The sequence below is a fragment of the Nitrococcus mobilis Nb-231 genome (assembly GCF_000153205.1).
Lineage (GTDB): Bacteria > Pseudomonadota > Gammaproteobacteria > Nitrococcales > Nitrococcaceae > Nitrococcus > Nitrococcus mobilis.
The window spans coordinates 1,057,119-1,080,644 of record NZ_CH672427.1; the positions used below are offsets into that span (position 1 = coordinate 1,057,119).

The 23,526-nt window shown below is 59.8% G+C and carries 20 protein-coding genes; 5 read left to right on the plus strand and 15 right to left on the minus strand.

What is annotated here, in order from left to right; all coding sequences use genetic code 11:
- Positions 1 to 72: 72 nt before the first annotated feature.
- A complete protein-coding gene (locus NB231_RS04800) occupies positions 73 to 1,245 on the plus strand; it encodes an acyl-CoA dehydrogenase (protein ID WP_005000231.1) in 1,173 nt (390 codons plus the stop codon).
- On the opposite strand, the gene lnt is transcribed toward NB231_RS04800, so the two are convergent.
- The 9 genes from lnt to ilvB form a co-directional block, all read right to left on the minus strand.
- Positions 1,235 to 2,752: an apolipoprotein N-acyltransferase gene (gene lnt / locus NB231_RS04805; protein WP_005000232.1), complete on the minus strand. Its 1,518-nt coding sequence runs from the start codon at positions 2,750 to 2,752 to the stop codon at positions 1,235 to 1,237. The two genes, NB231_RS04800 and lnt, sit on opposite strands and share 11 nt — an antisense overlap.
- Before the next feature lie 463 nt (positions 2,753 to 3,215).
- Complete coding sequence (locus NB231_RS04810; RefSeq protein WP_005000233.1) at positions 3,216 to 4,100, minus strand: HlyC/CorC family transporter; 885 nt, start codon at positions 4,098 to 4,100, stop codon at positions 3,216 to 3,218.
- A 113-nt stretch (positions 4,101 to 4,213) separates the two neighbouring features.
- Positions 4,214 to 4,678 carry an rRNA maturation RNase YbeY gene (ybeY, locus tag NB231_RS04815; protein ID WP_005000234.1) on the minus strand — a complete coding sequence of 155 codons (465 nt, stop codon included), beginning with the start codon at positions 4,676 to 4,678 and terminating at the stop codon, positions 4,214 to 4,216.
- A 90-nt stretch (positions 4,679 to 4,768) separates the two neighbouring features.
- Positions 4,769 to 5,788, minus strand: coding sequence for a PhoH family protein (locus NB231_RS04820; protein ID WP_005000236.1), 1,020 nt, complete (start codon positions 5,786 to 5,788; stop codon positions 4,769 to 4,771).
- A gap of 28 nt (positions 5,789 to 5,816) precedes the next feature.
- Positions 5,817 to 7,187 (minus strand): tRNA (N6-isopentenyl adenosine(37)-C2)-methylthiotransferase MiaB, encoded by a 1,371-nt coding sequence (gene miaB / locus NB231_RS04825; protein WP_040661830.1) that lies wholly within the window; start codon positions 7,185 to 7,187, stop codon positions 5,817 to 5,819.
- A 104-nt stretch (positions 7,188 to 7,291) separates the two neighbouring features.
- Positions 7,292 to 8,746, minus strand: a complete 1,455-nt coding sequence (locus NB231_RS04830; RefSeq protein ID WP_005000239.1) for a mannose-1-phosphate guanylyltransferase/mannose-6-phosphate isomerase — start codon at positions 8,744 to 8,746, stop codon at positions 7,292 to 7,294.
- Between the two features lie 56 nt (positions 8,747 to 8,802).
- A complete protein-coding gene (locus tag NB231_RS04835; protein WP_005000240.1) occupies positions 8,803 to 10,146 on the minus strand; it encodes a UDP-glucose dehydrogenase family protein in 1,344 nt (447 codons plus the stop codon).
- 251 nt (positions 10,147 to 10,397) lie between these two features.
- The gene (locus NB231_RS04840; protein WP_005000244.1) at positions 10,398 to 11,771 is read right to left on the minus strand and encodes a phosphohexomutase domain-containing protein; all 1,374 of its coding nucleotides are present in this window, start codon (positions 11,769 to 11,771) and stop codon (positions 10,398 to 10,400) included.
- 229 nt (positions 11,772 to 12,000) lie between these two features.
- Positions 12,001 to 13,848: a biosynthetic-type acetolactate synthase large subunit gene (gene ilvB / locus NB231_RS04845; RefSeq protein WP_040663202.1), complete on the minus strand. Its 1,848-nt coding sequence runs from the start codon at positions 13,846 to 13,848 to the stop codon at positions 12,001 to 12,003.
- 374 nt (positions 13,849 to 14,222) lie between these two features.
- On the opposite strand from ilvB, the gene serB reads away from it, so the two are divergent.
- Positions 14,223 to 15,440, plus strand: coding sequence for a phosphoserine phosphatase SerB (gene serB / locus NB231_RS04850; RefSeq protein ID WP_005000246.1), 1,218 nt, complete (start codon positions 14,223 to 14,225; stop codon positions 15,438 to 15,440).
- 141 nt (positions 15,441 to 15,581) lie between these two features.
- A complete protein-coding gene (gene ald / locus NB231_RS04855) occupies positions 15,582 to 16,706 on the plus strand; it encodes an alanine dehydrogenase (RefSeq protein ID WP_005000247.1) in 1,125 nt (374 codons plus the stop codon).
- Between the two features lie 52 nt (positions 16,707 to 16,758).
- Here ald and NB231_RS04860 read toward each other — a convergent pair whose 3' ends face one another.
- The 6 genes from NB231_RS04860 to ffh all read right to left on the minus strand — a co-directional run bounded on the left by NB231_RS04860 (position 16,759) and on the right by ffh (position 21,185).
- On the minus strand, positions 16,759 to 17,604 hold the full coding sequence (locus tag NB231_RS04860) for an alpha/beta hydrolase (RefSeq protein ID WP_005000248.1): 846 nt from the start codon (positions 17,602 to 17,604) through the stop codon (positions 16,759 to 16,761).
- Between the two features lie 33 nt (positions 17,605 to 17,637).
- The gene (gene rplS / locus NB231_RS04865; RefSeq protein ID WP_005000249.1) at positions 17,638 to 18,045 is read right to left on the minus strand and encodes a 50S ribosomal protein L19; all 408 of its coding nucleotides are present in this window, start codon (positions 18,043 to 18,045) and stop codon (positions 17,638 to 17,640) included.
- Positions 18,042 to 18,830: a tRNA (guanosine(37)-N1)-methyltransferase TrmD gene (gene trmD, locus NB231_RS04870; RefSeq protein ID WP_005000250.1), complete on the minus strand. Its 789-nt coding sequence runs from the start codon at positions 18,828 to 18,830 to the stop codon at positions 18,042 to 18,044. The genes rplS and trmD overlap by 4 nt, the downstream gene beginning before the upstream one ends.
- A gap of 70 nt (positions 18,831 to 18,900) precedes the next feature.
- Complete coding sequence (gene rimM, locus NB231_RS04875; protein WP_005000251.1) at positions 18,901 to 19,422, minus strand: ribosome maturation factor RimM; 522 nt, start codon at positions 19,420 to 19,422, stop codon at positions 18,901 to 18,903.
- 7 nt (positions 19,423 to 19,429) lie between these two features.
- Positions 19,430 to 19,699 (minus strand): 30S ribosomal protein S16, encoded by a 270-nt coding sequence (gene rpsP / locus NB231_RS04880; protein WP_005000252.1) that lies wholly within the window; start codon positions 19,697 to 19,699, stop codon positions 19,430 to 19,432.
- A gap of 109 nt (positions 19,700 to 19,808) precedes the next feature.
- The gene (gene ffh, locus NB231_RS04885; RefSeq protein WP_005000253.1) at positions 19,809 to 21,185 is read right to left on the minus strand and encodes a signal recognition particle protein; all 1,377 of its coding nucleotides are present in this window, start codon (positions 21,183 to 21,185) and stop codon (positions 19,809 to 19,811) included.
- 130 nt (positions 21,186 to 21,315) lie between these two features.
- On the opposite strand from ffh, the gene NB231_RS04890 reads away from it, so the two are divergent.
- A complete protein-coding gene (locus NB231_RS04890; protein ID WP_005000254.1) occupies positions 21,316 to 22,122 on the plus strand; it encodes a cytochrome C assembly family protein in 807 nt (268 codons plus the stop codon).
- Between the two features lie 87 nt (positions 22,123 to 22,209).
- Entirely contained in the window at positions 22,210 to 23,496 is a 1,287-nt protein-coding gene (locus NB231_RS04895) for an HlyC/CorC family transporter (protein WP_040661834.1), read from the plus strand.
- Positions 23,497 to 23,526 lie beyond the last annotated feature (30 nt).

Consider the following 23,526-nt stretch of genomic DNA (forward strand, 5'->3'; position numbering starts at 1 on the left):
TAGTGCATTTTCGCCCCCCGGCCGCTAGCTTTGCTTTAACCACGGCCGCGACTCGCACGGGAGGAAACTGACATGACCATACCCTTCGAATGGGCTGATCCATTGCGCCTGGACGAGCAGCTGACTGAGGATGAGTGTATGGCCCGAGACGCGGCGCGTGATTATGCGCAGCAACGTCTCATGCCCCGCATTCTAGACGCCAACCGGCACGAGCGTTTCGACCGTGAAATCATGCGCGAGATGGGCACGCTCGGACTCCTCGGCCCAACGCTACCGGAGCAATACGGTGGCGCCGGCGCAAATCATGTCTGTTATGGGCTCATCGCGCGCGAGCTGGAGCGAGTCGATTCCAGCTATCGTTCCGCCTTGAGCGTGCAATCCTCGCTGGTGATGTTTCCGATCGCAACCTTCGGCAGCCCGCAGCAACGATCCAAATACCTTCCCCGACTCGCAAGCGGCGATTGGGTCGGCTGTTTCGGCCTTACCGAACCCGACCACGGTTCGGATCCGGGCGGCATGACGAGTCACGCCCAAAAGGTCCGGGGAGGCTACCGCGTGTCCGGAGCCAAAAGCTGGATCACCCATTCGCCCATCGCTGATGTCCTGGTGATCTGGGCAAAGCTCGATGGCGAAATCCGCGGTTTCATCCTGGAACGTGATATGACGGGCCTCGAGACCCCGAAGATCGAGGGCAAATTCGCGCTGCGCGCTTCCGTAACCGGGCAAATCCATATGGACGAGGTCTTCGTTCCCGAGGCGAACGCGCTCTTGGTGGAAGGGCTCAAGGGTCCGTTCAGCTGTCTGAGCAAAGCCCGCTACGGCATCATATGGGGCAGCATGGGTGCGGCGGAGTTCTGCTGGCAGGCCGCACGCCGCTACAGCCTGGAGCGCACTCAGTTCGGACGGCCGCTGGCGGCCAATCAGCTCATACAAAAAAAACTCGCCGATATGCAAACCGAGATCACGCTCGGGCTACAGGCGGCGTTGCGCTTGGGCCGGCTCATCGACGCGGATCGTTGGGCACCGGAAATGGTCTCGCTGCTCAAACGCAACAACTGCGGCAAGGCACTCGAGATCGCCCGTACGGCACGCGATATCCACGGCGGCAACGGCATTGTCGACGAATACCACGTCATCCGTCACATGCTGAATCTAGAGGCGGTGAATACTTACGAAGGCACGCACGACATCCACGCCTTGATACTCGGCCGAGCCCAGACAGGCATCCCCGCTTTTACCGGCTGAAACCGTCCGCCCGCCGACGCGGCCACAAGGCGCTCCCAGCCAGCCCGAACAATACGCCGGCGACGACCGGATAGTCGGTCCAGATCACATAGGGGGTGGCCCCTATCCGGGGTTGCGCTTGCCCAGTGACTACGACTGGCTGGAACAAGGGTCCATGCTCGCGTACCCGACCCCGCGCGTCGATGATGGAGGTAAGGCCGGTATTGGTCGCGCGCAGTAGATAGCGCTGCGTCTCCCGGGCGCGCATGCGCGCCATCTCTAGGTGCTGATAGGGCGCCAAAGAATCGCCAAACCAAGCGTCATTGCTGACGTTGACCAGCAGATCGGCTGCTGGCAGCGCGGCGGCAATTGCCTTGCCAAAAGTAATTTCATAGCAGATGGACACTCCGATCCGCTGGCCAGCCACCAGCAGCAGAGTCGAAGACTCGCCAGCAGCGAAATCGCCCATGGGCGCGCCCAGAACATCAAGCGTATTGCCGAACACGGCACGGAAAGGTACATATTCGCCAAACGGCACGAGATGGCGCTTATAGTAAAAAGCGGGCGGGACGCCAAGTCGCGCTACGGCGTTGAAAGCGATATTACGGACCGGATCCACAACCGGCACCCCGGTAAGGATGGTGGTACCGTACCGCGCCGCCTCCCGTGCCAGCGGATCCAGATAAGCTGCACTAACCTCATGGTAATATGCCGGCACGGCGGTCTCCGGCCAGATTACGAGATCCGCCCCAAAATGACGCTCGGTCAAGTGCCGGTAACGTTCCAGCGTCGCGAGTCGGTGCTGCGGCAACCATTTCTGCTCCTGTGCAAAGTCGCCCTGCACCAATGCAACGCGGATCGGCTCGCCTTGAGGCGCTGTCCAGGACCGATCCAACCCCCAACCGCCAAGCAGGCTGACGCCCAGGGTTACCACAAAAACCATCAGCCAAGTTCGCGCCGGCCGTAATACTACTCCGGCCAAACTGCCGGCAATGAGCACCACGGCCAAACTGATACCATAGGTGCCGAACACGGGGGCGATACCGGAGAGCGGGCCATCGATCTGAGTGTAGCCGACGGTCAGCCAGGTCGTTCCACTGAAAAGCCAGCTTCGAATCCACTCGATCAACACCCACGCCAATGGCAATGCCAAAACCAGCGTGCGACATCGGTTACCACGCCCGAGATATTTACCCAATGCGCAGGCCAGCAGCGGGTAGAGCGCTGCAATTAGCGTGAGCAACATCGTAACCAGCACACCCGCGAACACTCCGCCACCGTAGTGGCTGACGCTGATGTAGATCCAGTAGCAGCTCAGAGCGACATAAGCGATCCCGAACAGATAGCTCGCACCAAGTGCGCGGCGAGTTGGCGCCACAGTCACGATCGCGAAGAGGACGGCCAAGGCAACCACCGGTACCAACCACTGATTGAACGGAGCAAAACCCAATGGCATAGCGGCACCGGCCAGCAACGCAACCCCAAGGCCCCACCGCGAGCCCAAAACCCGCGGCACCGCTTCGGCCATCGAACATATGAGATCGTACGATTGCTCGTGCTCGTCGGATTGGCTCGTTACGGCGGGCTCCGCCGACGACTTGAGCGTACCCGCCGAGTCCTGGCCCCTAGCATGACTCGGCTGGCTACGGGAACCGCTTCCAATTCCATCCTCTGCTGCGCTCATCTCTTGCGGCCCCTTGTCGATCACGCGTTGGCGTAAACACTCACGCAAGTGCCAACCTCACGGCCAGCGCAGGATGGGGAAAGGCGCTGAATTATAGAACCACCGAATAGTCGGTCAGCCCCTCGGACAAACACCCGCCCCACCGCATCGGTTGCAACCATGGCCATTTGCGTACACTCCCGCCGGCCCGCTCTGAGCCGATGCGACTCTACAGTAGCGTTGGATTTTAACGCCACCGCCCATCGCCCATCGCCTCGCACTGACCCGGGCCGCTGGCAGGCGTCCCCACATGCGCATTCTTGGCATCTCAATGGGCTTGTCGGGTATTTTCCGTGGCCTCGAGCGGTCGGACCGCCAGCAACTGAATACGTCGGCTATCGGCACTGACCACCTCGAAGTGCAGCTGCCCGATATCGGTCGACTCCCCGCGGCGTGGCACATGGCCAAATCGATTGGCCACCAAACCGCCGATGGTGTCGAACTCCTCGTCACTGAAATCCGTATTGAAATGCTCATTGAACTCCGCAATGGGTGCCAGCGCCTTGACTACGGTGCGACCATCCTCTTGGTGGTTGAGAATGTAGCTCTCGTCGTTGAGATCGTGCTCATCGTCGATATCACCAACGATCTGCTCGATCACATCCTCAATGGTAACGATGCCCGCAAGCCCCCCGTACTCGTCGACTACGATCGCCATATGATTGCGGCTCTCCTGAAAGAGCTTAAGTAACGCATCGAGGCGCTTGCTCTCCGGAATGAACAAAGCCGGTCGCAGTAGCTCTCGAAGGTTGAACTCGGGCTCGCCCTCCCGGGCCAGATACGGCAACAGATCCTTGGCGATCAGGATTCCGATGACATCGTCACGGCTCTCTCCGGTTACCGGGAAGCGGGAGTGCCCAGTTTCGGTTATGGTGGGAAGCAGATCCCAAATGCGACACGAGCGCTGCAGCATGGCAACCTGCGAACGTGCGACCATGATATCCCGCGCTTGCAACTCGGAAACGCGGAGCACTCCCTCGATCATGGACAGTCGGTTCTGATCCAGAATACCGCGCTCACGGGAGAGCCTGAGCAATTCCGTGAGTTCTTCTCGATCCTTTGGCGCACCGGCTAAAGCCTGTCCCAAGCGCTCCAGCCATGATTTATGGCTGCTGTCGGTATGGTTGATACTGTCAGATTGATCCTCGTTCATGGGTATTACGGTCGGTTGCCACGGAAATCGGCTCGCTCGGTGATTACTGCTGATTCGTTAATTGATTGCACTGTACCGCCCAAAAGCGCTCAGTAGGTCAAAGGATTAACGGATCAGCCCAACGCCGTACCGTCCGCATAGGGATCCGGATAGCCCAGCTTCGCAAGAATCACCCGCTCTTGTGCCTCCATCACCGCCGCCGCGGCCTCTTCTTCATGATCATAGCCAAGCAAATGCAGCACGCCATGGACCACCAAATGAGCCCAATGCGCCGCCAGGCGCTTATCTTGCTCGTCAGCCTCCCGAGCCACTAAGGGGGCGCAGATGACGAGATCCCCGAGCAGCACGGCCTCTACCCCTTCAGGCAACTCCGCCGGAAACGCCAAGATGTTGGTAGCATAATCGTACCCTCGGTAGATTGCGTTGAGCTCTCTACCCTCCTCCTCATCCACTATTCGAATGGCGATTTCCGCCGCATCACGGGCTCCCGCAAGCGCAGCGGCCACCCAGCGTTCGAACTGCTCGAGCTCCGGAACGTCGGGGTTACAGGAAGCCAACTGAAGATCGATCTCAAGCATCCTGATCAAAGCCTAGCGTAATCAGCGGAGATTCGGCCCATGCATGGCGGCGTCGCCGAGTTCCATCGAAAAAGCTCTCCCCCACTGGCATCAATTCCTGCGATCAGCCCCTAGGCTCTCCTCACCGGCCGCATCCCGTCGGTCCCTACTGTCGTAGGCTTGAACAATGCGCTGCACCAGCCGGTGGCGGACGACGTCTGCGGAATTGAAAAAAGTAAAGCTCACACCGTCCACATTCCATAATACCTCGATGGCATCCCGCAGCCCGGATAGCTTGCCTGGTGGCAGATCCACTTGGGTGATATCGCCAGTAACCACCGCGGTCGATCCGAATCCAATGCGGGTAAGAAACATTTTCATCTGCTCGACAGTAGTGTTTTGCGCTTCATCGAGAATGATGAAGGCATTGTTCAGCGTCCGACCGCGCATGTAAGCAAGCGGTGCCACCTCGATGACATTGCGCTCGATCAGTTTGCCCACGCGTTCAAGCCCCAGCATTTCGAACAATGCATCATAGAGCGGCCGCAGATAGGGGTCGACTTTCTGCGCTAGATCGCCGGGGAGAAAACCCAGACGCTCGCCGGCTTCCACGGCCGGCCGGACCAGAACCAGGCGGGTGACGAGATTCTGCTCCAAGGCGTCCACAGCACTGGCTACCGCTAAGTAGGTCTTACCGGTGCCGGCCGGACCGATACCGAAGCTAAGATCATGAGTTACGACGTTACGTAAATAGGTGCGCTGATTGGGACCGCGCCCCCGGATCTGACCCTTGCGGGTTGAGATAACGATCTCCTCGGCACTCTCCCGCGGAAGGCTTGACCGATGCGCGCGCGCCTCAACATCCGAGCTTTGTAAGTACAAGTGCACGTTCTCTGCGTTAATGGTTTCATTGCCCGATAGGCGATACAACTCCTGGAGCACGCGACTGGCAGCCAAGGCCGACTGATCTTCACCGATGATCCGAAAGCGATGTCCACGATTTTTGATCTCGACGCCGAGACGCCGTTCAACTTGGCGCAGGTGCTCGTCAAACTGGCCACAGAGGTTCGCCAAGCGATCATTATCCAGCGGCTCGAGGGTGAAAACGATGGCTTCGGGTGATTGGGACAAGGTTGCAGTGACCTGCTCAGATAAAGCCTTAGGCGCTGGTGGCGGGCACGCTATCGGGTTCGAGTCGGTCATCCACGCTGATCAGTTTCCCGCGCAGTGAATGGGCCAACGCCTGGGTAATCTCAATCCGCACGAACCGTCCGATCAAACGGCGCGGACCGGGGAAATTGACAACCCGATTGTTCTCGGTGCGCCCCGTCACCTCACTAGCGACCTTCTTGGAGAGCCCATCCACCAGAATCGTCTGAGTGGTGCCTACCATGGACTGACTGACATGCTGCGCGTTGCGGTTCAAGATTTCCTGGAGTCGGTAAAGCCGCTGTTTTTTCGCCTCTAGCGGTATGGCGTCGGGCAACTGCGCCGCTGGCGTACCCGGTCGTCGACTATAGATAAAGCTAAACGACTGATCGAAACCGACCTGCTCGACCAATGCCAGGGTGTCCTCGAAGTCCCGCTCGAGTTCGCCAGGAAAGCCGACGATGAAATCCGAGGAGACCACGAGATCCGGGCGCGCGGCCTTGAGCCGCTCGATGATATCGAGGTAATAGTCCCGAGTATGATTCCGCTTCATGAGCCGAAGAACCTTGTCCGAACCACTCTGCACCGGCAAATGCAGATGGCTCACCAACTGCGGCACCTCGGCGTAGGCCTCGATGAGCGTCGCATTAAAATTTAGCGGGTGCGAGGTAGTGAAGCGAATGCGATCGATACCGTCCACCGCCGCTATGAAGTGGATCAGCAACGCGAGGTCGGCCACCGTGCCGTCATCCATCGTACCCAAGTAGCCGTTGACGTTCTGGCCCAGCAACGTCACTTCGCGCACACCTTGTTCGGCCAGCTGCGCGACTTCGGCCAACACATCCTCGAAGGGCCGGCTGACCTCCTCACCGCGAGTATAGGGGACAACGCAGAAAGTGCAGTACTTACTGCAGCCCTCCATGACCGAGACGAACGCCGTTGGTCCGACCGCCCGTGGCTCGGGCAAGCGGTCGAATTTCTCGATCTCCGGGAAGCTGGTGTCGACCACGGGTGCCCGCGTGCTGAGCACCCGATCATACATCTCGGGTAACCTATGCAACGTTTGCGGGCCAAAGACAAGATCGACGAACGGCGCGCGATCGATAATGGTCGCCCCCTCTTGGCTGGCGACGCAACCGCCGACACCAATCACCAACCCCGGATTTCGCTCCTTCAACGGCCGCCAACGCCCTAGCTCGGAGAAGACTTTTTCTTGGGCTTTTGCACGGATCGAACAGGTATTGAGCAAAATGAGATCGGCATCCAGCGGAGAGTATACGCGTTCAAACCCCCGCTCGGCGCCGAGCACATCCACCATTTTGGTGGAATCGTACTCGTTCATCTGGCAGCCGTGTGTATGGACGTAAAGTTTACGACTCATTGAACCGAACTGACACCTCACATTGCCGTTGCTTTGAGGATAACGCCGCCGCTTGGGCTTCAGCAATCCCGAACATCCCCGTCTCAGGTAGAAGCGGTACGATTTCAACAACGACCGTACTTGTCCTCATAGCGCACGATGTCGTCTTCACCAAGATAGCTGCCGGTTTGGACTTCCACCAGCTCCAAAGGAATCACCCCGGAATTTTCCAGGCGATGGACGGTGCCGAGCGGAATATAAGTCGACTGATCCTCGCTAATAAGGTAGCTCTCCTCGCCGCGAATCACACGCCCGGTGCCACGAACGATCACCCAATGTTCGGCACGATGGTGGTGCATTTGCAGGGAAAGGCTCTTACCTGGATTGACGATGATCCGCTTGACTTGAAAACGCTCCGAACTGGCAATGCCTTCGTAAGAGCCCCAAGGACGATGCACGCGCCGGTGGCTAGTGAGCTCCGGGCGTTGCCGGCGGCGCAGGATCTCCACCAAACCCTTCACCGACTGGACTGCCCCACGGGCCGCCACCAGCACCGCATCCGAAGTCTCCACCACGATGTGGTCGTGCACGCCGACCAGCGCCACCAAGCGGCCATCCGCACGGACATAACAGTTCTGACTATCGTGCAGCATCACGTCGCCGATCGCCGCGTTACCCGCCTGATCGCATTCGGTTTCGGCCAACAACGCACCCCAAGAGCCGAGATCGCTCCATCCCCCAGCGAACGGAATAACCACAGCATCGGCCGTATGCTCCATCACGGCGTAATCAATGGAATCCGCTCGGCAGCGCTCGAACGCCTCCGCGCCGAGGCGCAGGAAATCCAGGTCCTCGTTGGCGCTCTCCAACGCCGCTTCACAAGCTTCGAAAATATCTGGGGCAAATCGCGCCAGCTCCTCCAGATATTGCGCGGCACGAAAAACGAACATGCCACTGTTCCAGAAATAGTTACCCGCGGCAAGATAGGATTGCGCCGTGTCCTGCTCAGGCTTCTCGACAAAGCGGCACACGCGCCTCGCTTTATTGTTCTCCGACAGCGGCTCACCGGCCTGTATATAGCCAAACCCTGTCTCGGCGGCCGTAGGCCTGATGCCAAAAGTGACCAGGTAATTGTTCGCGGCCGAGGCCACCCCAAGCGCCAGGACTTCACGAAAGGCTTGCGTATCGCGGATGACATGATCCGCGGGTAATACCACGAGCACCGCCTGTGGGTTGCGTTGAATGGCACGCAGCGCCGCCACCGCGACCGCCGGCGCCGTGTTGCGACCGACGGGCTCGAGCAGAATGTCCAAGACATCCAGCGCATTGGCACGCAACTGTTCAGCGAGCAAAAAACGATGCTCGTGATTGCATACGATGATCGGCGCCGTAAACTCGCCACCCACCAAGCGTTCCACCGTCGCCTGCAACAACGTGCGACCACAGGCGGTGAGATCGATAAACTGCTTGGGATAGAGCTCGCGGGAGAGCGGCCACAGCCGCGAGCCGACCCCGCCGGAGAGAATTACTGGAACAACGCATGCGGCCTGCGACTCGGTTACCGATTCCATATTCACCATTCACTCCCGCCGTCGTCTACCACGCCAAGTGTCGGCTCGAGACCCGGCCTGCCCAGCTAAGCGCTCGCCGAAGAATCGAGCGGGCGTCCCACCGCATAGTAGGTGAAACCCAGCGCGGCCACTGGTCGGGGTTCATAGAGGTTGCGGCCGTCGAAGATCACCGGTCGCTTCAACCGGGTACGCATACTCTCGAAGTCAGGGCTGCGGAAGACATTCCATTCGGTGACGATGACCAAGGCATCCGCCCCGTCCAACGCATCCTCGAGTTTAGAGCAAAGCACCAGATCCGAGCGCTCCCCATAGATGCGCCGTGCCTCGCCCGCCGCCTTGGGGTCGAAAGCGCGCACGCTCGCACCCGCCGCCCAAAGGGATTCGATGAGCCGGCGGCTAGGAGCCTCGCGCATATCCTCGGTGTTGGGCTTGAATGCCAGCCCCCACAAGGCAAAAGTAAGCCCCGCCAGCTCGCCGGCGAAATGCGCTTGGATGCGGCTATAAAGATAGCCCTGCTGACGCTCGTTGACATCTTCCACGGCCTGCAACAACTGCGGTGCGTAATCCATATCGTAGGCCGTTCGAACCAACGCCTTTACGTCCTTGGGAAAGCAGGAGCCACCGTAGCCGGCGCCCGGGTAAATGAAATCGTAGCCGATGCGGGGATCGGCACCGATGCCGATACGCACTCGCTCGATATCCGCATCGACCCGGTCGGCGATGTTGGCAAGCTCGTTCATGAAGCTGATTTTGGTCGCCAGCATCGCGTTGGCGGCGTATTTGGTGAGCTCGGCGGAGCGCACGTCCATCATGATCAGACGATCGTGGTTGCGGTTAAACGGTGCATAGAGCTGGCGCAGCAGCTCAGCGCTCGCCTGACGCCCGGTGCCGACGATCACCCGATCGGGCTTCATGAAGTCATCGACGGCGGCCCCTTCCTTGAGGAATTCCGGATTGGAGACCACATCGAAATCGATGTCCGCGCCGCGGCGTTGGAGCTCAGCGCTTATACACGCGCGCACGCGATCCGCCGAACCAACGGGCACGGTCGATTTATTCACCACAATCTTAGGATCGGCCATATGCTCGGCGATGCTCTGCGCCACCGCCAACACGTGGCCCAGGTCGGCCGAGCCATCTTCCGCCGGGGGTGTGCCCACGGCAATGAATTGCAACCGCCCATGCGCCACCCCTTCGGCCGCTTCGGTGGTAAAACGCAGCCGCCCCTCGGCACTGTTACGCCGAATCAACGCGGCCAGCCCCGGCTCGAAGAACGGCACCTCGCCACGTTGCAAGCAAGCGATCTTGGCCTCGTCCACGTCCACACAGACTACGTGATTACCGACCTCGGCCAGACAGGTGCCAGTGACTAAGCCGACGTAGCCGGTTCCAAAAATGGTAATGCGCATGAAGCCTCCTTTGCCGCCGAACCGCTGCGTCCCCAAAGGGATTCACGGTGTGGCATCACTGCCGTTGTTTCTGGACCCCATCGCCGGCCGCGGCGCGAACAAGCCGCTCGCGACGGCTCATCGAAGCTTGATCGGCTATTGGCATACCCGTTTGCTCCGTCCGCTTCCCTAACGGTTGCTGAGAACAACCAATGATTCTTGCTTCCAAGGTATATAATTGGATGGCTTAGCTGAGTGACCGGAGTGTAGAGCTAATCCGCCTCGAGACCGATTTGCGCTTCCAGCCAATGCAGAATTTCGGCCGTTTTGTGCTCCATGAGCGCGCGATCCCCACGTGCTTCCACGTTAAGACGAACTACCGGCTCGGTATTCGAAGAGCGCAAATTGAATCGCCAGCGCTCGAAAGTCATGCTCAGCCCATCGGTATGATCGACGTCCTCGGCAATGCTGCGATAATGCGCCTCCAAACCCGCCAATGCGCGGTCGGGGTCCTTGAGTCGTCGATTGATCTCACCGCTCACCGGGAAGCGCTCGAGGCGCTCGCTCACAAGCTCTGAAAGCGGCTTGCCGCTAAGCGAAACCCGCTCCGCAACCAGCAACCACGGGAGCATTCCACTGTCGCAATAGGCAAAATCGCGAAAGTAGTGGTGCGCACTCATCTCACCGCCGTAGATGGCATTTTCGGCCCGCATGCGCTCTTTGATGAAGGCGTGCCCGGTTTTGCTTTGCACTGGAACACCACCGAGTTCGCTGGCGATGTCGATGGTGTTCCAAATCAGTCGCGGGTCGTGAATAATCTTCTCCCCCGGGTGGCGGCGCAGAAAAGCCTCCGCCAACAAGCCGACAATATAGTAGCCTTCGATAAAATGCCCGCGCTCATCGAACAGAAAGCAACGATCAAAATCCCCATCCCATGCTATACCCAGATCAGCCCGACTTTCGAGCACCTGCTGCTCGGTCTCCCGGCGATTCTCCAATAGCAACGGATTCGGCACTCCATTCGGGAAACTACCATCCGGCTCGTGGTACAAACGCACGAACTCGAATGGCAACCGCTCGGCCAGAGCATCCAGGACCGGCCCGGCGCCGCCATTGCCGGCATTGACCACGATACGCAGAGGCTTCAAGGCGGCGCGGTCCACGAAGCCGAGCAGATGCTCGAGGTAGGCGGGTCGATGTTGCAACGGCTGCCTCGTACCCGGCCGGCTCACCTCACGCCAAGACGCGGCCACCGCCCGATCGTGAATATCGAACAATCCAGTATCCCCACTGATGGGGCGGGCTTGTTCGCGCAGCAGCTTCATGCCATTGAAATCGGCGGGATTATGACTTGCGGTAACCATGATGCCGCCATCCATCCCAAAGTGGGCGGTGGCAAAGTACACCTCCTCGGTCCCACACAGACCAATATCATGTACGTTCACCCCACCGTCCAGCAGACCGGCCCCCAATGCTTGACTCATCCGCGGGCTCGTCAAGCGCACGTCGTAGCCCACCACCACGTCCCGTGGTTGCAGCCACTGCGCGTAGGCCCGTCCGATCCGGTAGGCGATATCCGCATTCAACTGCTCGGGTATCCGGCCGCGGATATCGTAAGCTTTGAAGCATTCCAATCGCTTTGTCATTCCCTCGATTCATCTTTAGCTAATCGGTGCGCTACCAAAAGCCGGCTGCCGAGCGGTCCGAATAGGCATTTACTTTACCGACTTGCAGCGGACTGAAGGGGTTTCGTGATATTCGATCTGAGAATCGTTTGCAGCATGGATGCTGCAAAGCAAGTCTCCAGGGATGGATTTACGGTGCCCCGCAGATCGAATACCAAAAACTCAAACACTTAAGCAAGTGCCATTTGGGTCAGAACATCTCGGTAGGATCGATTTTCACCGCACCCGATCGAACCGTCATCTCGCGTGCCGGAATATAGCTCCCGGTGACCATCTGCTGATAGCCCAGACCCGGGCCGACCATCGGGTAAACGCCCGCATCCGGATCGATCATGACCTCGAGAAAAGCCGCTTCGGGAAATTCAATAAAGGCCGCCAGCGCCGATTCGAGCTCCTCGCGTTGACTCACACGGCGCGCGAACCCGAAACCGTCGGACTCCGCAGCCTTAATAAAATCTTTTCTATGTAATGACTTATCACTAGCCGAGAAACGATCCTCGAAGTAAAGGCGCTGCCATTGTCGCACCATCCCATCCCCGCAGTTGTTGAGCAGCAAAATCTTTACCGGAAGACCATAGGTGGTTACGGTTTCCATCTCGCCAAGATTCATCCGAATGCTGCCATCGCCGTCCACATCGATGACCAGGCGGTTCGGATTGGCGAACTGCGCACCAATGGCCGCGGGTAACCCAAAGCCCATGGTCCCCATGCTGCCGGAAGTCAGCCATAACCGCGCCTCCCGGAAATCCAGGTATTGGGCGGCCCACATTTGATGTTGACCCACACCGGTGCTGACGATGGCCTTGCCGCCGGTGAGCCGATTCAGTAGCTCCATCACCAGCGGCGGCTGAATTTTTAGATTGTCCCGATCATAGCCCATCGCATGCTTTTTACGCATGGCCTGCACGTGTTTGATCCAAGGCGTGAAATTCTTTGCGAAACCCACCGACCGCCCATACTCGAGGAGCTGGCGCAGCGAGCGCCCCGCTTCACCCACATGCGCCCAGTCAACCTTTTTGACCTTGCCGATCTCCGCGGCATCGATATCGATGTGCGCGACATGCTCGGCCAATGGGGCGAAGAGCTCCGCCTTCGCGGCCACCCGGTCATCGAAGCGCGCCCCCACCGCAATAATGAAATCGCAGTCCTCGACAGCGTAGTTGGCATAAGCCGTACCGTGCATGCCGAGCATGTGCAAGCACAAATCATCCTGGGTATCGATTGCACCAAGCCCCATCACGGTGGTCACGACGGGGATATTGAAGGTGTGCGCGAATTCGGTCAGATCCTTGGAGGCATTGCCGCTGGTCACACCCCCGCCCACATACAGCAACGGCCGGCTGGACTGCTTGAGCATATCGAAGAATTGACGGCACTTGCGATCGGAGAGCTTGGCCGTGGCCAACGATTCCATGCGCTGGCGATAGCCGCGGATGTCGAGTACCCCCCCCCCTTTGAACTCACCCACCCAGTTCTGCATGTCCTTGGGCAGATCCACGACTACCGGCCCCGGGCGCCCGGAACGGGCGACCTCAAAAGCCGTGCGCAGAGTCTCTTCGAGCCGCTCCGGCTGTGTGACCAGGAATACATGCTTGGCGCAGGCACCCATAATGTTGACGATAGGCGCTTCCTGGAACGCATCGGTCCCCATCGCCGGACGAGCCACCTGTCCCGTGATCAGGACTACCGGCACGGAATCGGCCATGCAGTCGCGCACGGGTGTAACGGTGTTGGTCGCCCCTGGGCCTGAGGTCACCAGGCAGACGCCCACCTTACCGGAACTCCGGGCATAGCCGGCCGCCATAAAGCCAGCCCCCTGCTCATTGGCAGGCACCACCAAGCGCATCGGTTCCTGGCCATTGGCGCCGCGATGCTGCTCGTTGTAGCGAAAAATCGCATCATAAGTGGGGAGGATCGCGCCACCGCTGTAGCCGAACACGGTTTCGACACCCTCGTCCGCGAGTACCTGTATAACCGTGTCCGCGCCGCTCATGCGTTCCCCCGCGCGTGGGTGCTTGGCCGCTTTGTGTCTGATCATGGTCACATCTGCCGTCATTGCCCACCTGGCTGAGGTTGCGCCGCAACAACAAAGATAATAGAAGGAATCATCATGGTCCGACAAGCTCGGGCCTCAGCGGGCCTCGAAGCTCAATGCCGCTGAGTTGGCGCAATCATAGTTCATCGGCCCTTTGGTTCGCCATGGCGCGATCCTCCAGCTGCCGTCAAAGTGGATTTCATCTCGGCAATGGCCGCAAGCTCCGTCATTAATCCAGACGCAGCACGTCACCCCAACCACGCATCGGGGTAGCCGGCCGCGTGGCCAGCACGAGCGGATTGAGAATGGCATACAATGGGCATTTATTTATCTGCCGTTGGTCCCTACCAGACCCTACCCACGCGAGGATCGCTGCTATGAGCGAGATCGTGCAAATCAGTGTCTCCGGCCAGAGCAAAAGTGGGCTCACCTCATCTTTGCTGAATATCTTGGCCGTACACGGCGTACCGATGCTCGACGTCGGACAAGCCATGATTCACGACACGATGGTTCTTGTCATATTGGCACAATTACCAAGCCCAGATGGGGCAGCACCGGTGCTCAAGGATCTACTGTTCGAGATCCATCGGCAGGGCCTACAGGCGCATTTTACCCCCATTAACCAAGTGCCGCATGGCCCCTGGCTCGGCAGTGAGGCGCACCCGCGCCACATCGTCACCTTGCTCGGGCGCAGCGTGAGCGCCGAGCAAATCGCCCGCATAGCGCAGGTGATCACCGAAAATGCGCTGCACATCGAGGATATCGTACGACTCTCCGGTCCCGGCTCGCTGCATACGGCAGAGGATGGGGCGGGACGTGCCTGCATCGAACTCACCTTGCGCGGCCAACCGTTGGATTTGGACGCTATGAAAGCCGCGTTCGTGACCCTCTCCGAAGCACTCGACGTGGACATCAGCTTCCAGGCGGATGATTTCTATCGACGCAACCGCCGGCTGGTGGTCTTCGATATGGACTCAACGCTGATCCGACAAGAGGTCATCGATGAGTTGGCGTACGAGGCCGGGGTTGGCGCAGAGGTCAGCCGGATAACCGAGGCGGGCATGCGGGGCGAACAAGACTTCAAGGAGAGTCTACGCCAGCGCGTGGCGCTGCTCGAAGGATTGCCCGAGACCGTACTGGCACGGGTCGCCGAGCGGCTCACGCTCACCGAAGGTGCGCAGCGGCTGCTGCAGACGCTGCGTAAGCTTGGCTACAAGACGGCCGTGATCTCCGGCGGCTTTGCCTATTTTGGCCATTATCTGCAGCGTAGCCTACCCCTTGACTATGTCTATGCCAATGAGCCGGAGATTAGGGACGGCTGCCTGACGGGGCGAGTCGTTGGCGAGATTATCGACGGCGAGAAGAAGGCGCAACTACTGTGCACGATTGCCCAGCGCGAGGGCATCGAGCTCGAACAGGTGATTGCCGTAGGTGATGGCGCCAACGACCTGCCCATGTTAAAACTCGCCGGGTTGGGGATCGCTTTCCATGCCAAGCCGATGGTACAAAAGAGTGCTCGCCAGGCCATTTCCACCATCGGCTTGGATGGCATCCTCTACCTGATGGGCATGAAAGACGCCGATAATCCCCATTAAAAGCTCACATCGCACACCTCATCCCGTCCACCGCGCTGCGCCGATCCGCCCGGACGGCTGCCTACAGGTGGCTACTGCGCCGCGCAACATAGCCGCCACGATCACGGGGACGGCAGACGCTATCGAGGAGATCCAAACATCATGTTGGTAGCTGTCCCCAAGGAGATCAAGAATCACGAGTACCGGGTCGGCCTCACCCCGGACAGCGTCCGTGAATTTGTCGCCCATAAGCACGAGGTACTCGTAGAGAGCGGCGCCGGCGAAGGCATCGGCTGCTCCGATGACGCTTACGAAGCCTGTGGTGCACGGATCGCTGCCAGCACCGAGGAACTCTATCGTACGGCCGATTTGATCATCAAGGTCAAGGAACCACAGCCCGAGGAACGGCGGCGGCTGCGGGAAGGGCAGATTCTCTTTGCCTATCTGCACCTCGCGCCCGATGCAACGCAAACCCGTGAACTGCTGCGCAGCAAAGCAGTCTGCATCGCTTATGAGACGGTTACCGGTCCGAACAATCAACTGCCGCTGCTCACTCCCATGTCGCAGGTGGCAGGACGGATGTCCATTCAAGCAGGTGCCTATTGCCTGGAACGGGTTCATGGCGGCAGTGGCATGCTCCTGGGCGGGGTTCCCGGCGTGCCACCGGCCCGAGTCGTGGTGATTGGGGGCGGTGTGGTAGGCCAAAACGCGATCGCCATGGCACTCGGCATGGGCGCCGAGGTGGTAGTCCTCGACCGCGATCTCGAGGTGCTGCGGCGGCTCGCCTATCATTTCGGCCCGGCCTTGACCACCGTTTACTCCACACGGACAGCCTTGGAGCAATACGTTCTGCAAGCCGAACTGATCATTGGCGCCGTTCTGATCGCAGGAGCCGAAACGCCGAAGCTGGTTACCGCCGAGACGGTGCGCCGGCTCAAACCCGGCACCGTGCTAGTGGACGTAGCGATCGATCAAGGCGGTTGCTTCGAGACCTCACGGCCAACGACCCACGCCGACCCCACTTACATCGTCGACGGCGTAGTGCATTACTGTGTAACCAATATGCCCGGTGCCGTCCCAAGGACTTCCACATTTGCGCTCAACAACGCCATTTTGCCCTACGCGCTTGCGATCGCCGACAAGGGCTATCGGCAAGCCATGCTCGATGATCCGCATCTGCGCCAGGGGCTCAATATTCACCAGGGAGCGGTGACCCACCGCGCCGTGGCCGAGGAACACAGCCACCCGTTCGTCGAACCGCTAGCGGCTCTGCAGGACAGGGATTGAACAAAGGACAGACAGCGGAGGCAATACCGATTTTTCGCTTCCGCATTCGCGATTAAGCCGTGGTGAGCGCCCGTTGCAGCCAACTCAGCAACCAATCGGCACAGCGCTCCCAGCCCGGCTCGATCATAAACATATGGGCACGATCGATCAGCACGAGCAATTCGGCGCCCTGATAACGAGCGATCTCGCGCTGCATCGGAAAAACGCAGATCCGGTCAGCCGTACCCGCTACCACCAAGCGCTTGAACGCTCGCCCTTGCAAACTGTCGAGTTCATGGTTGAGGCGGCCCCGCAACAACCCCAATAGAGCCGTGCTAGACTCCGGGCCGCAACGAGAGAAAACCTGCTGATGCTGTTCGCGGGGTAACCGGTTAAAAACCATACGGCGCATGGAAGGCAAGTGCGGGCGCACCACTCCGCGACCTAAGACCGCCGGTAGGGCACGGACCGCCTGCACCGGAAACCAAGGATGCCATGGTGGCCGATAAAAGCGCACACCGGCCACCGGAGCCGGCGCTGCCAGAATCAGCGCCGCCACCTCGCATGTGGCCGCCACGGCCTGCACCAGAGCCCCCCCCATGGAATGGCCGATCAACACAGCTTCCGGTAGCCGCTCGAGCACATGGTGGATATCGCTGACATAATCAAGCAACCGCACCCGCCCCAGTGCCTGCATCGGATTGCTCGGAGGATGTCCGCGCAGCGCCAGCGCGTGGCAATCGTAGCCCGCGGCCGCAAATCGCGCCATGAAGCCCCGCCAACACCAAGGCCCCGCGCTGGCCCCATGCACGAACAAAACGGCTCGCCCGCCGCCGTTAAGACGATCTACCTGCAGCATCCCGAGTCGATAGCGACTCCAGGTATGCGCACCGGCCGGCGCGGACCGAGCAACGGGCATGCCCGCGCCTCGCGTCAACGACGCGTTGGCCGATCAGCCATACGATTTGGCATGACCAGCAGATTTCGCGCCAGATTTCGCGCCAGATTTCGGGCGAATCTTCTCGCGGATGCGGGCGGCTTTGCCCTGGCGGTCGCGCAGATAATAAAGCTTAGCCCGGCGCACCGCACCACGACGCTTGACCTGGATACTCTCAATCAACGGACTGTAGAGTTGAAAGGTCCGCTCGACACCCTCGCCGTGAGAGAACTTGCGCACGATGAAAGAAGAGTTGAAGCCGCGGTTGCGCTTGGCGATGACCACGCCTTCGAAGGCCTGGATGCGCTGGCGGCTGCCCTCCTTCACCCAAACGTTAACGCAGACGGTATCACCGGAGGCGAAAGCCTCGCGCTCGACCCCAGCCATCTGCTCTTTTTCGAGCTCCTGAATGATATTGCTCATGATTTCGTCTCCCCTAGCGTCCCCGAATCGCCCTGGTATTCATCGATGAACTCCTGCAGCAGCGACCTAGCCTGTGCATCGAGCATACAACGCTCCAGCAATTCAGGGCGGCGCAACCATGTCCGCCCCAATGCCTGCTTATGCCGCCACCGCGCCACGGCTTGGTGATCTCCGCTCAACAACACTTCGGGCGTTCGGCGGCCACCGATTTCAACCGGTCGTGTGTAGTGCGGACAGTCCAACAAACCCGCGCCAAACGAATCCTGTCCGGCCGAGCCCGGATGCCCCAGCACCCCTGGCACCAACCGTGCCACGGCATCGATGACGATCATGGCCGGTAGCTCGCCACCGCTGAGCACGTAGTCACCGATCGAGCACTCCTCATCGACCTCGGCCTCGATAAGCCGCTCGTCAATACCTTCATAGCGCCCGCATAACAGGATCAGGCGGGAATGCTGCGATAACTCCTGCACGCGCACCTGATCCAGGAGTCGGCCCTGCGGACTTAAACAGATCACGCTGGCCCGGTCGGCCACTGCAGTGCGGGCGGCCTGAATGGCATCGCGCAAGGGTTCCACCTTCATGACCATCCCTGGGCCACCGCCGTAGGGACGATCATCGACGCTGCGGTGGCGATCACGCGCATAATCGCGCGGATTCCAGGCCACCAACTGCAGCAACCCGCGCGCGCACGCTCGCGCCGCAACACCGTAGCTGACCGCAGCCCGGACAAAATCCGGGAACAGGGTTACCACGTCGAATCGGATGCCGCCGCCCGCATTCATTCTCCGGCCCTGGAAAAGCTGGCAACTCGACGGTGACGCGGCCGTCTGCCGGCGCGACCAAGCCCAGCTGCTAGAATTGCGGATCCCAATCGACGCGGATCAGGGCCGCATCGAGATCAACCATGACGACATCTCGTCCCGGCACGAAGGGGATCAGCCGCTCGCGGTCGCCGATGACCACGAGCACATCATTGGCACCTGTCTCGAGCAAGTGATCAACCCGGCCGAGCTCGACACCCTCGAGTGTTTGGACGCGAAGCCCTATCAGGTCCGCCCAATAATATTCCCCGGCCGGCAATGGCGGTAATAAAGCACGCGGTATTGCAATATCGCAACCGGTGCGGGCGCGCGCTTGATCACGTCCGGCGACGCCCTCGAGCTTTGCTAACCAACTCTTGCCGTGCCGGCGCCAATCGGCCAGCTCCGCTGGCTGCCACTGACCCGGCCGCCCCACCAGCCATTGGTGATATTCGAATACGCCTTGTTGCGGACGGGTGTAGGAGCGAATCTTCACCCATCCCAGCACACCATAGGCGCCTACGATCCGCCCGATGATGATTCGCCGCCCCGCGTCGGGCTCTCGAAGCACCATCCTGCCTTTAAACCGGCGCGGCCTCCGCCGCGGCAGCCTTGCGCGCCTTAGCAATCAGCTGCGCAGCACTCTCCGAGGGCTGCGCGCCTTGCTTCAACCAATACTCGGCGCGTTCCAAATCGAGCTGCAGCGGGATCTCGTTACCGGCGGCGATCGGGTTGAAAAAGCCCAGCCGCTCGATGAACCGCCCGTCGCGACGGCTGCGGACGTTTGCCACAACCACGTGATAAAATGGTCGCTTCTTCGCGCCACCTCTTGCCAGACGAATGGTAACCATTTTGCCTACGCTTAGCCCCTTGAGTCGGCAAACTGCCAAGTTGTGTAATTGCAGCGGCGCATTCTACTGGAATCCGGCCGCGTATGCAGCAATTGTATGGCCCGCGTGTTCAACCACCTCCCAATCCCGGCGGAATGCCACCCGGGGGCATACCACCACCGAACTGGCGCATCAGCTGTTTCATGCCGCCCTTGCGAAATTGTTTCATCATCTTCTGCATTTGCTTGTGCTGCTTGAGCAACCGATTGACAGCCTGGACCTGAGCTCCGGCACCGGCGGCGATGCGGCGCTTGCGCGAGCCGTTGATGATCTCGGGCCGGCGCCGCTCGAGCAAGGTCATGGAGTTGATGATCGCCACCTGCCGGCGCACCAGCGTATCGTCGACCTGCCCCTTGACTTGCTCCTGCATCCGCCCTAAGCCCGGCAGTTTTTCCATTATTCCCGCCAACCCGCCCAGGCGATTGATCTGCAACATCTGTTCACGCAGATCATCCAGATCGAAGTTTTTGCCTTTCTTGAGCTTCTGGGCCATCCGTTCGGCCTGGCGACGATCGACGCTACGCTCGACCTCTTCCACCAGAGTCAATACATCGCCCATGCCCAGAATGCGCGAGGCGATGCGATCCGGATAGAACGGCTCTAGGGCATCGGTTTTCTCTCCCACCCCGATGAATTTGATGGGCTTACCGGTCACATAGCGGATCGACAGCGCGGCCCCCCCGCGGGCATCGCCATCGGTTTTGGTCAGGATGATGCCGGTCAATGGCAGCGCCTCATCGAAAGCCTTGGCCGTATTAGCGGCGTCCTGACCGGTCATACTGTCCACCACGAACAGTGTCTCGACTGGCTGCGCCGCCGCATGGATGCGGCGCACCTCATCCATCATCGCCTGATCCACGTGTAGCCGGCCGGCCGTATCCAGCAACAGCACGTCATAGTAGTGATTACGTGCATACTCCAAGGCCGCACTGGCGGCCCGCACTGGATCGTCGCTGGCCTGGGTCGGGAAGAACCCGATCTCGACATCTCGGGCAAGGCGCTGCAACTGCTCGATCGCAGCTGGCCGATAAACGTCCAGGCTGACGGTGAGAACCTTTTTCTTTTGGTGCTGGAGCAACCAGCGCCCGAGCTTGGCGAGACTGGTCGTCTTCCCCGAGCCCTGCAAACCCGCCACCATTACCACAGCCGGAGGTCGAACGTTGAGCTCGAGCGCGTCGTTGCTCTCCCCCATCATCCGCACCAATTCGTCACGGACGATCTTGACGAAAGCCTGACCCGGCGTGAGGCTTTTCATCACCTCCTCGCCCAGCGCCCGCTGCTTGACCTCGTCGATAAAGGCCTTGACCACGGGCAATGCGACGTCCGCCTCCAAAAGGGCCATGCGGACCTCACGCAGCGTTTCCTTGATATTGCCCTCGGTCAATCGACCTTGGCCGCGCAGCCGCCGGGCAATCCCGTCGAGTCGGTCACTCAAATTATTGAACATGGCCACGTCGTGATGTCCTCGCACTGATTACCCGCATTATACCGTGCGGACGATTTTCGTTGGGGCTCGAACAACTGCGAGTTCTATGCGATTATGCGCCGGAGCCTAAACTAGCGCTCAACACGAGCCGATGAATCACACGTTGTTGACTTTTATTGCCTCCGGATTGTACTTGGCCGCGAGTACGGGGCTTACCCTGCGTCTGGTATCCCGCCCCACCGGCAAGACGATCCGTAACATCAGCCTGCTGCTCGCCCTACTGGCGGTCATCGCGCATGCCATGCAGGTTTACCAGACCAGTTGGACCGCGGCGGGACTCAATTTGAGCTTCTTCAACGCGGCCTCCCTGATCGGCTGGCTGATGGCGGCATTCCTGCTGCTGGCGACGCTGCGCAAGCCCGTGGAGAACTTAGGGATCGTTATCCTTCCAGTGGCCGCCGTAACCGCTTTGCTCAGCCTGATCTTCGGCCGCACCCAGGGCAGCAGCGCACCCATCGGGGCCAACATCGACTGGCACATCCTCTTCTCCATGGTGGCCTATAGTCTGCTCGGCATCGCCGCTGCGCAAGCCCTCCTGCTCTGGGTGCAGGAATATCATCTGCGCAATCGCCATCCAGGTGGTTTCATTCGAATGCTGCCGGCTTTGCAGACCATGGAAGAGATGCTGTTCCAACTCCTGCGGTTGGGCTTTGCCGTGCTGACGGTCGCACTCATCACGGGCGCATTATCGCTCGATAATATTTTCGCCCAACATCTGGTTCATAAGACCGTCCTCTCGATTACGGCCTGGATTGTATTTGCCGTATTGCTTTTCGGACACTGGCGTTTCGGTTGGCGCGGACGTACGGCCATACGTTGGACGCTCGGTGGCTTTATCGCCCTCATGCTGGCTTATTTTGGCACCAAGTTGGTGTTGCAGTTCATCCTCCATCGTTGATCGGGGAAGTCTGTCGAGCCAACCGTCGGCCCCGCTACAATTCCCCATAGCCCACAAGACGTCCCACGACAATCAGGGGTAGCTTGCTTGCACGAGATCCCACTAGGCGCTCTATTTGGACTGCTCGGGGTGCTGATTGCTCTGTCGGGCTGCTTCTCCGGGTCGGAAACCGCTTTGATGATGCTAAATCGCTACCGCCTGCGTCATCTCGCTCGCTCCGGACACCAGGGCGCACGCCGGGCCGAGCGGTTGCTGCAGCGACCGGATCGCCTGATCGGCCTAATCCTGCTCGGCAACAACTTCGTGAACATCCTGGCCTCCGCCGTGGCCACACTGATCGCCCTGCGATTGGGCGGTGAGGGGGCGATCGCTGCTTCTACTGGCCTGCTCACGCTGGCCATCCTGATCTTTGCCGAGGTCACACCCAAAACGCTTGCGGCCCTGAGGCCGGAGCGACTGGCCTTTCCAGCCGCTTTCGTACTGGCCCCGCTGCTGCGATTTTGTTATCCCCTGGTTTGGATCATCAACTGCATCACCAATACCTTGCTGCGGCTGCTGGGCGCGCATCCCGAGGATGCGGGCAACACCAATCTCAGTCGGGAAGATCTGCGGGTCGTGGTCAATGAGGCGGGAGCCATGATCCCCCACCGCCATCAGAAAATGTTGCTGAACATCCTTGACTTGGAGAAAGTCGAGGTGGACGACATTATGGTGCCCCGCAGCGAAATCGTCGGCATCGATCTGGATGATAGCTGGAGTGAAATACTCGAACAGATCGCCGGTAGCCAGTACACACGCATGCCGGTCTATCAGGGCAGCTTCGATGCTGTACAGGGTCTTCTACACGTGCGGCAAGTACTCAGCAGCATGCTGCGCAGCACGCTGACCCGAGAAGAGCTCAGCGCCAATCTAAGCGAGCCTTATTTCATCCCAGAGGGCACCCCGCTACCTGTGCAACTGCTCAATTTCCAAGCCAAGCGCCGACGAATCGGCCTGGTGGTCGATGAGTACGGGGAAATCTTAGGTTTGATTACACTGGAAGATATCCTTGAGGAGATCGTGGGCGAGTTCACCACCGATCCAGCCGCCGCCATTCAGGACGTGTACCCGCAGCCTGACGGTAGCTTCCTGGTCGACGGCAGTGCGAGCGTGCGGGAGCTCAATCGGCTGCTTAAATGGAACATGCCCACGAGCGGACCCAAAACGCTCAACGGGCTCATACTCGAGCATCTGGAGGCCATCCCGGAACCGGGCACCAGCCTGCTGCTCGACGATTACCCAGTCACCATCATCCAGACCGAGCGCCACAAAGTGAAAACGGCTCGGATTCAGCCTCGTCGACGACGCCGACGTAGGATGCAGCCAACCGAGTAGCCGGGTAACCCGCTCGCCGTTTGGCGCGTG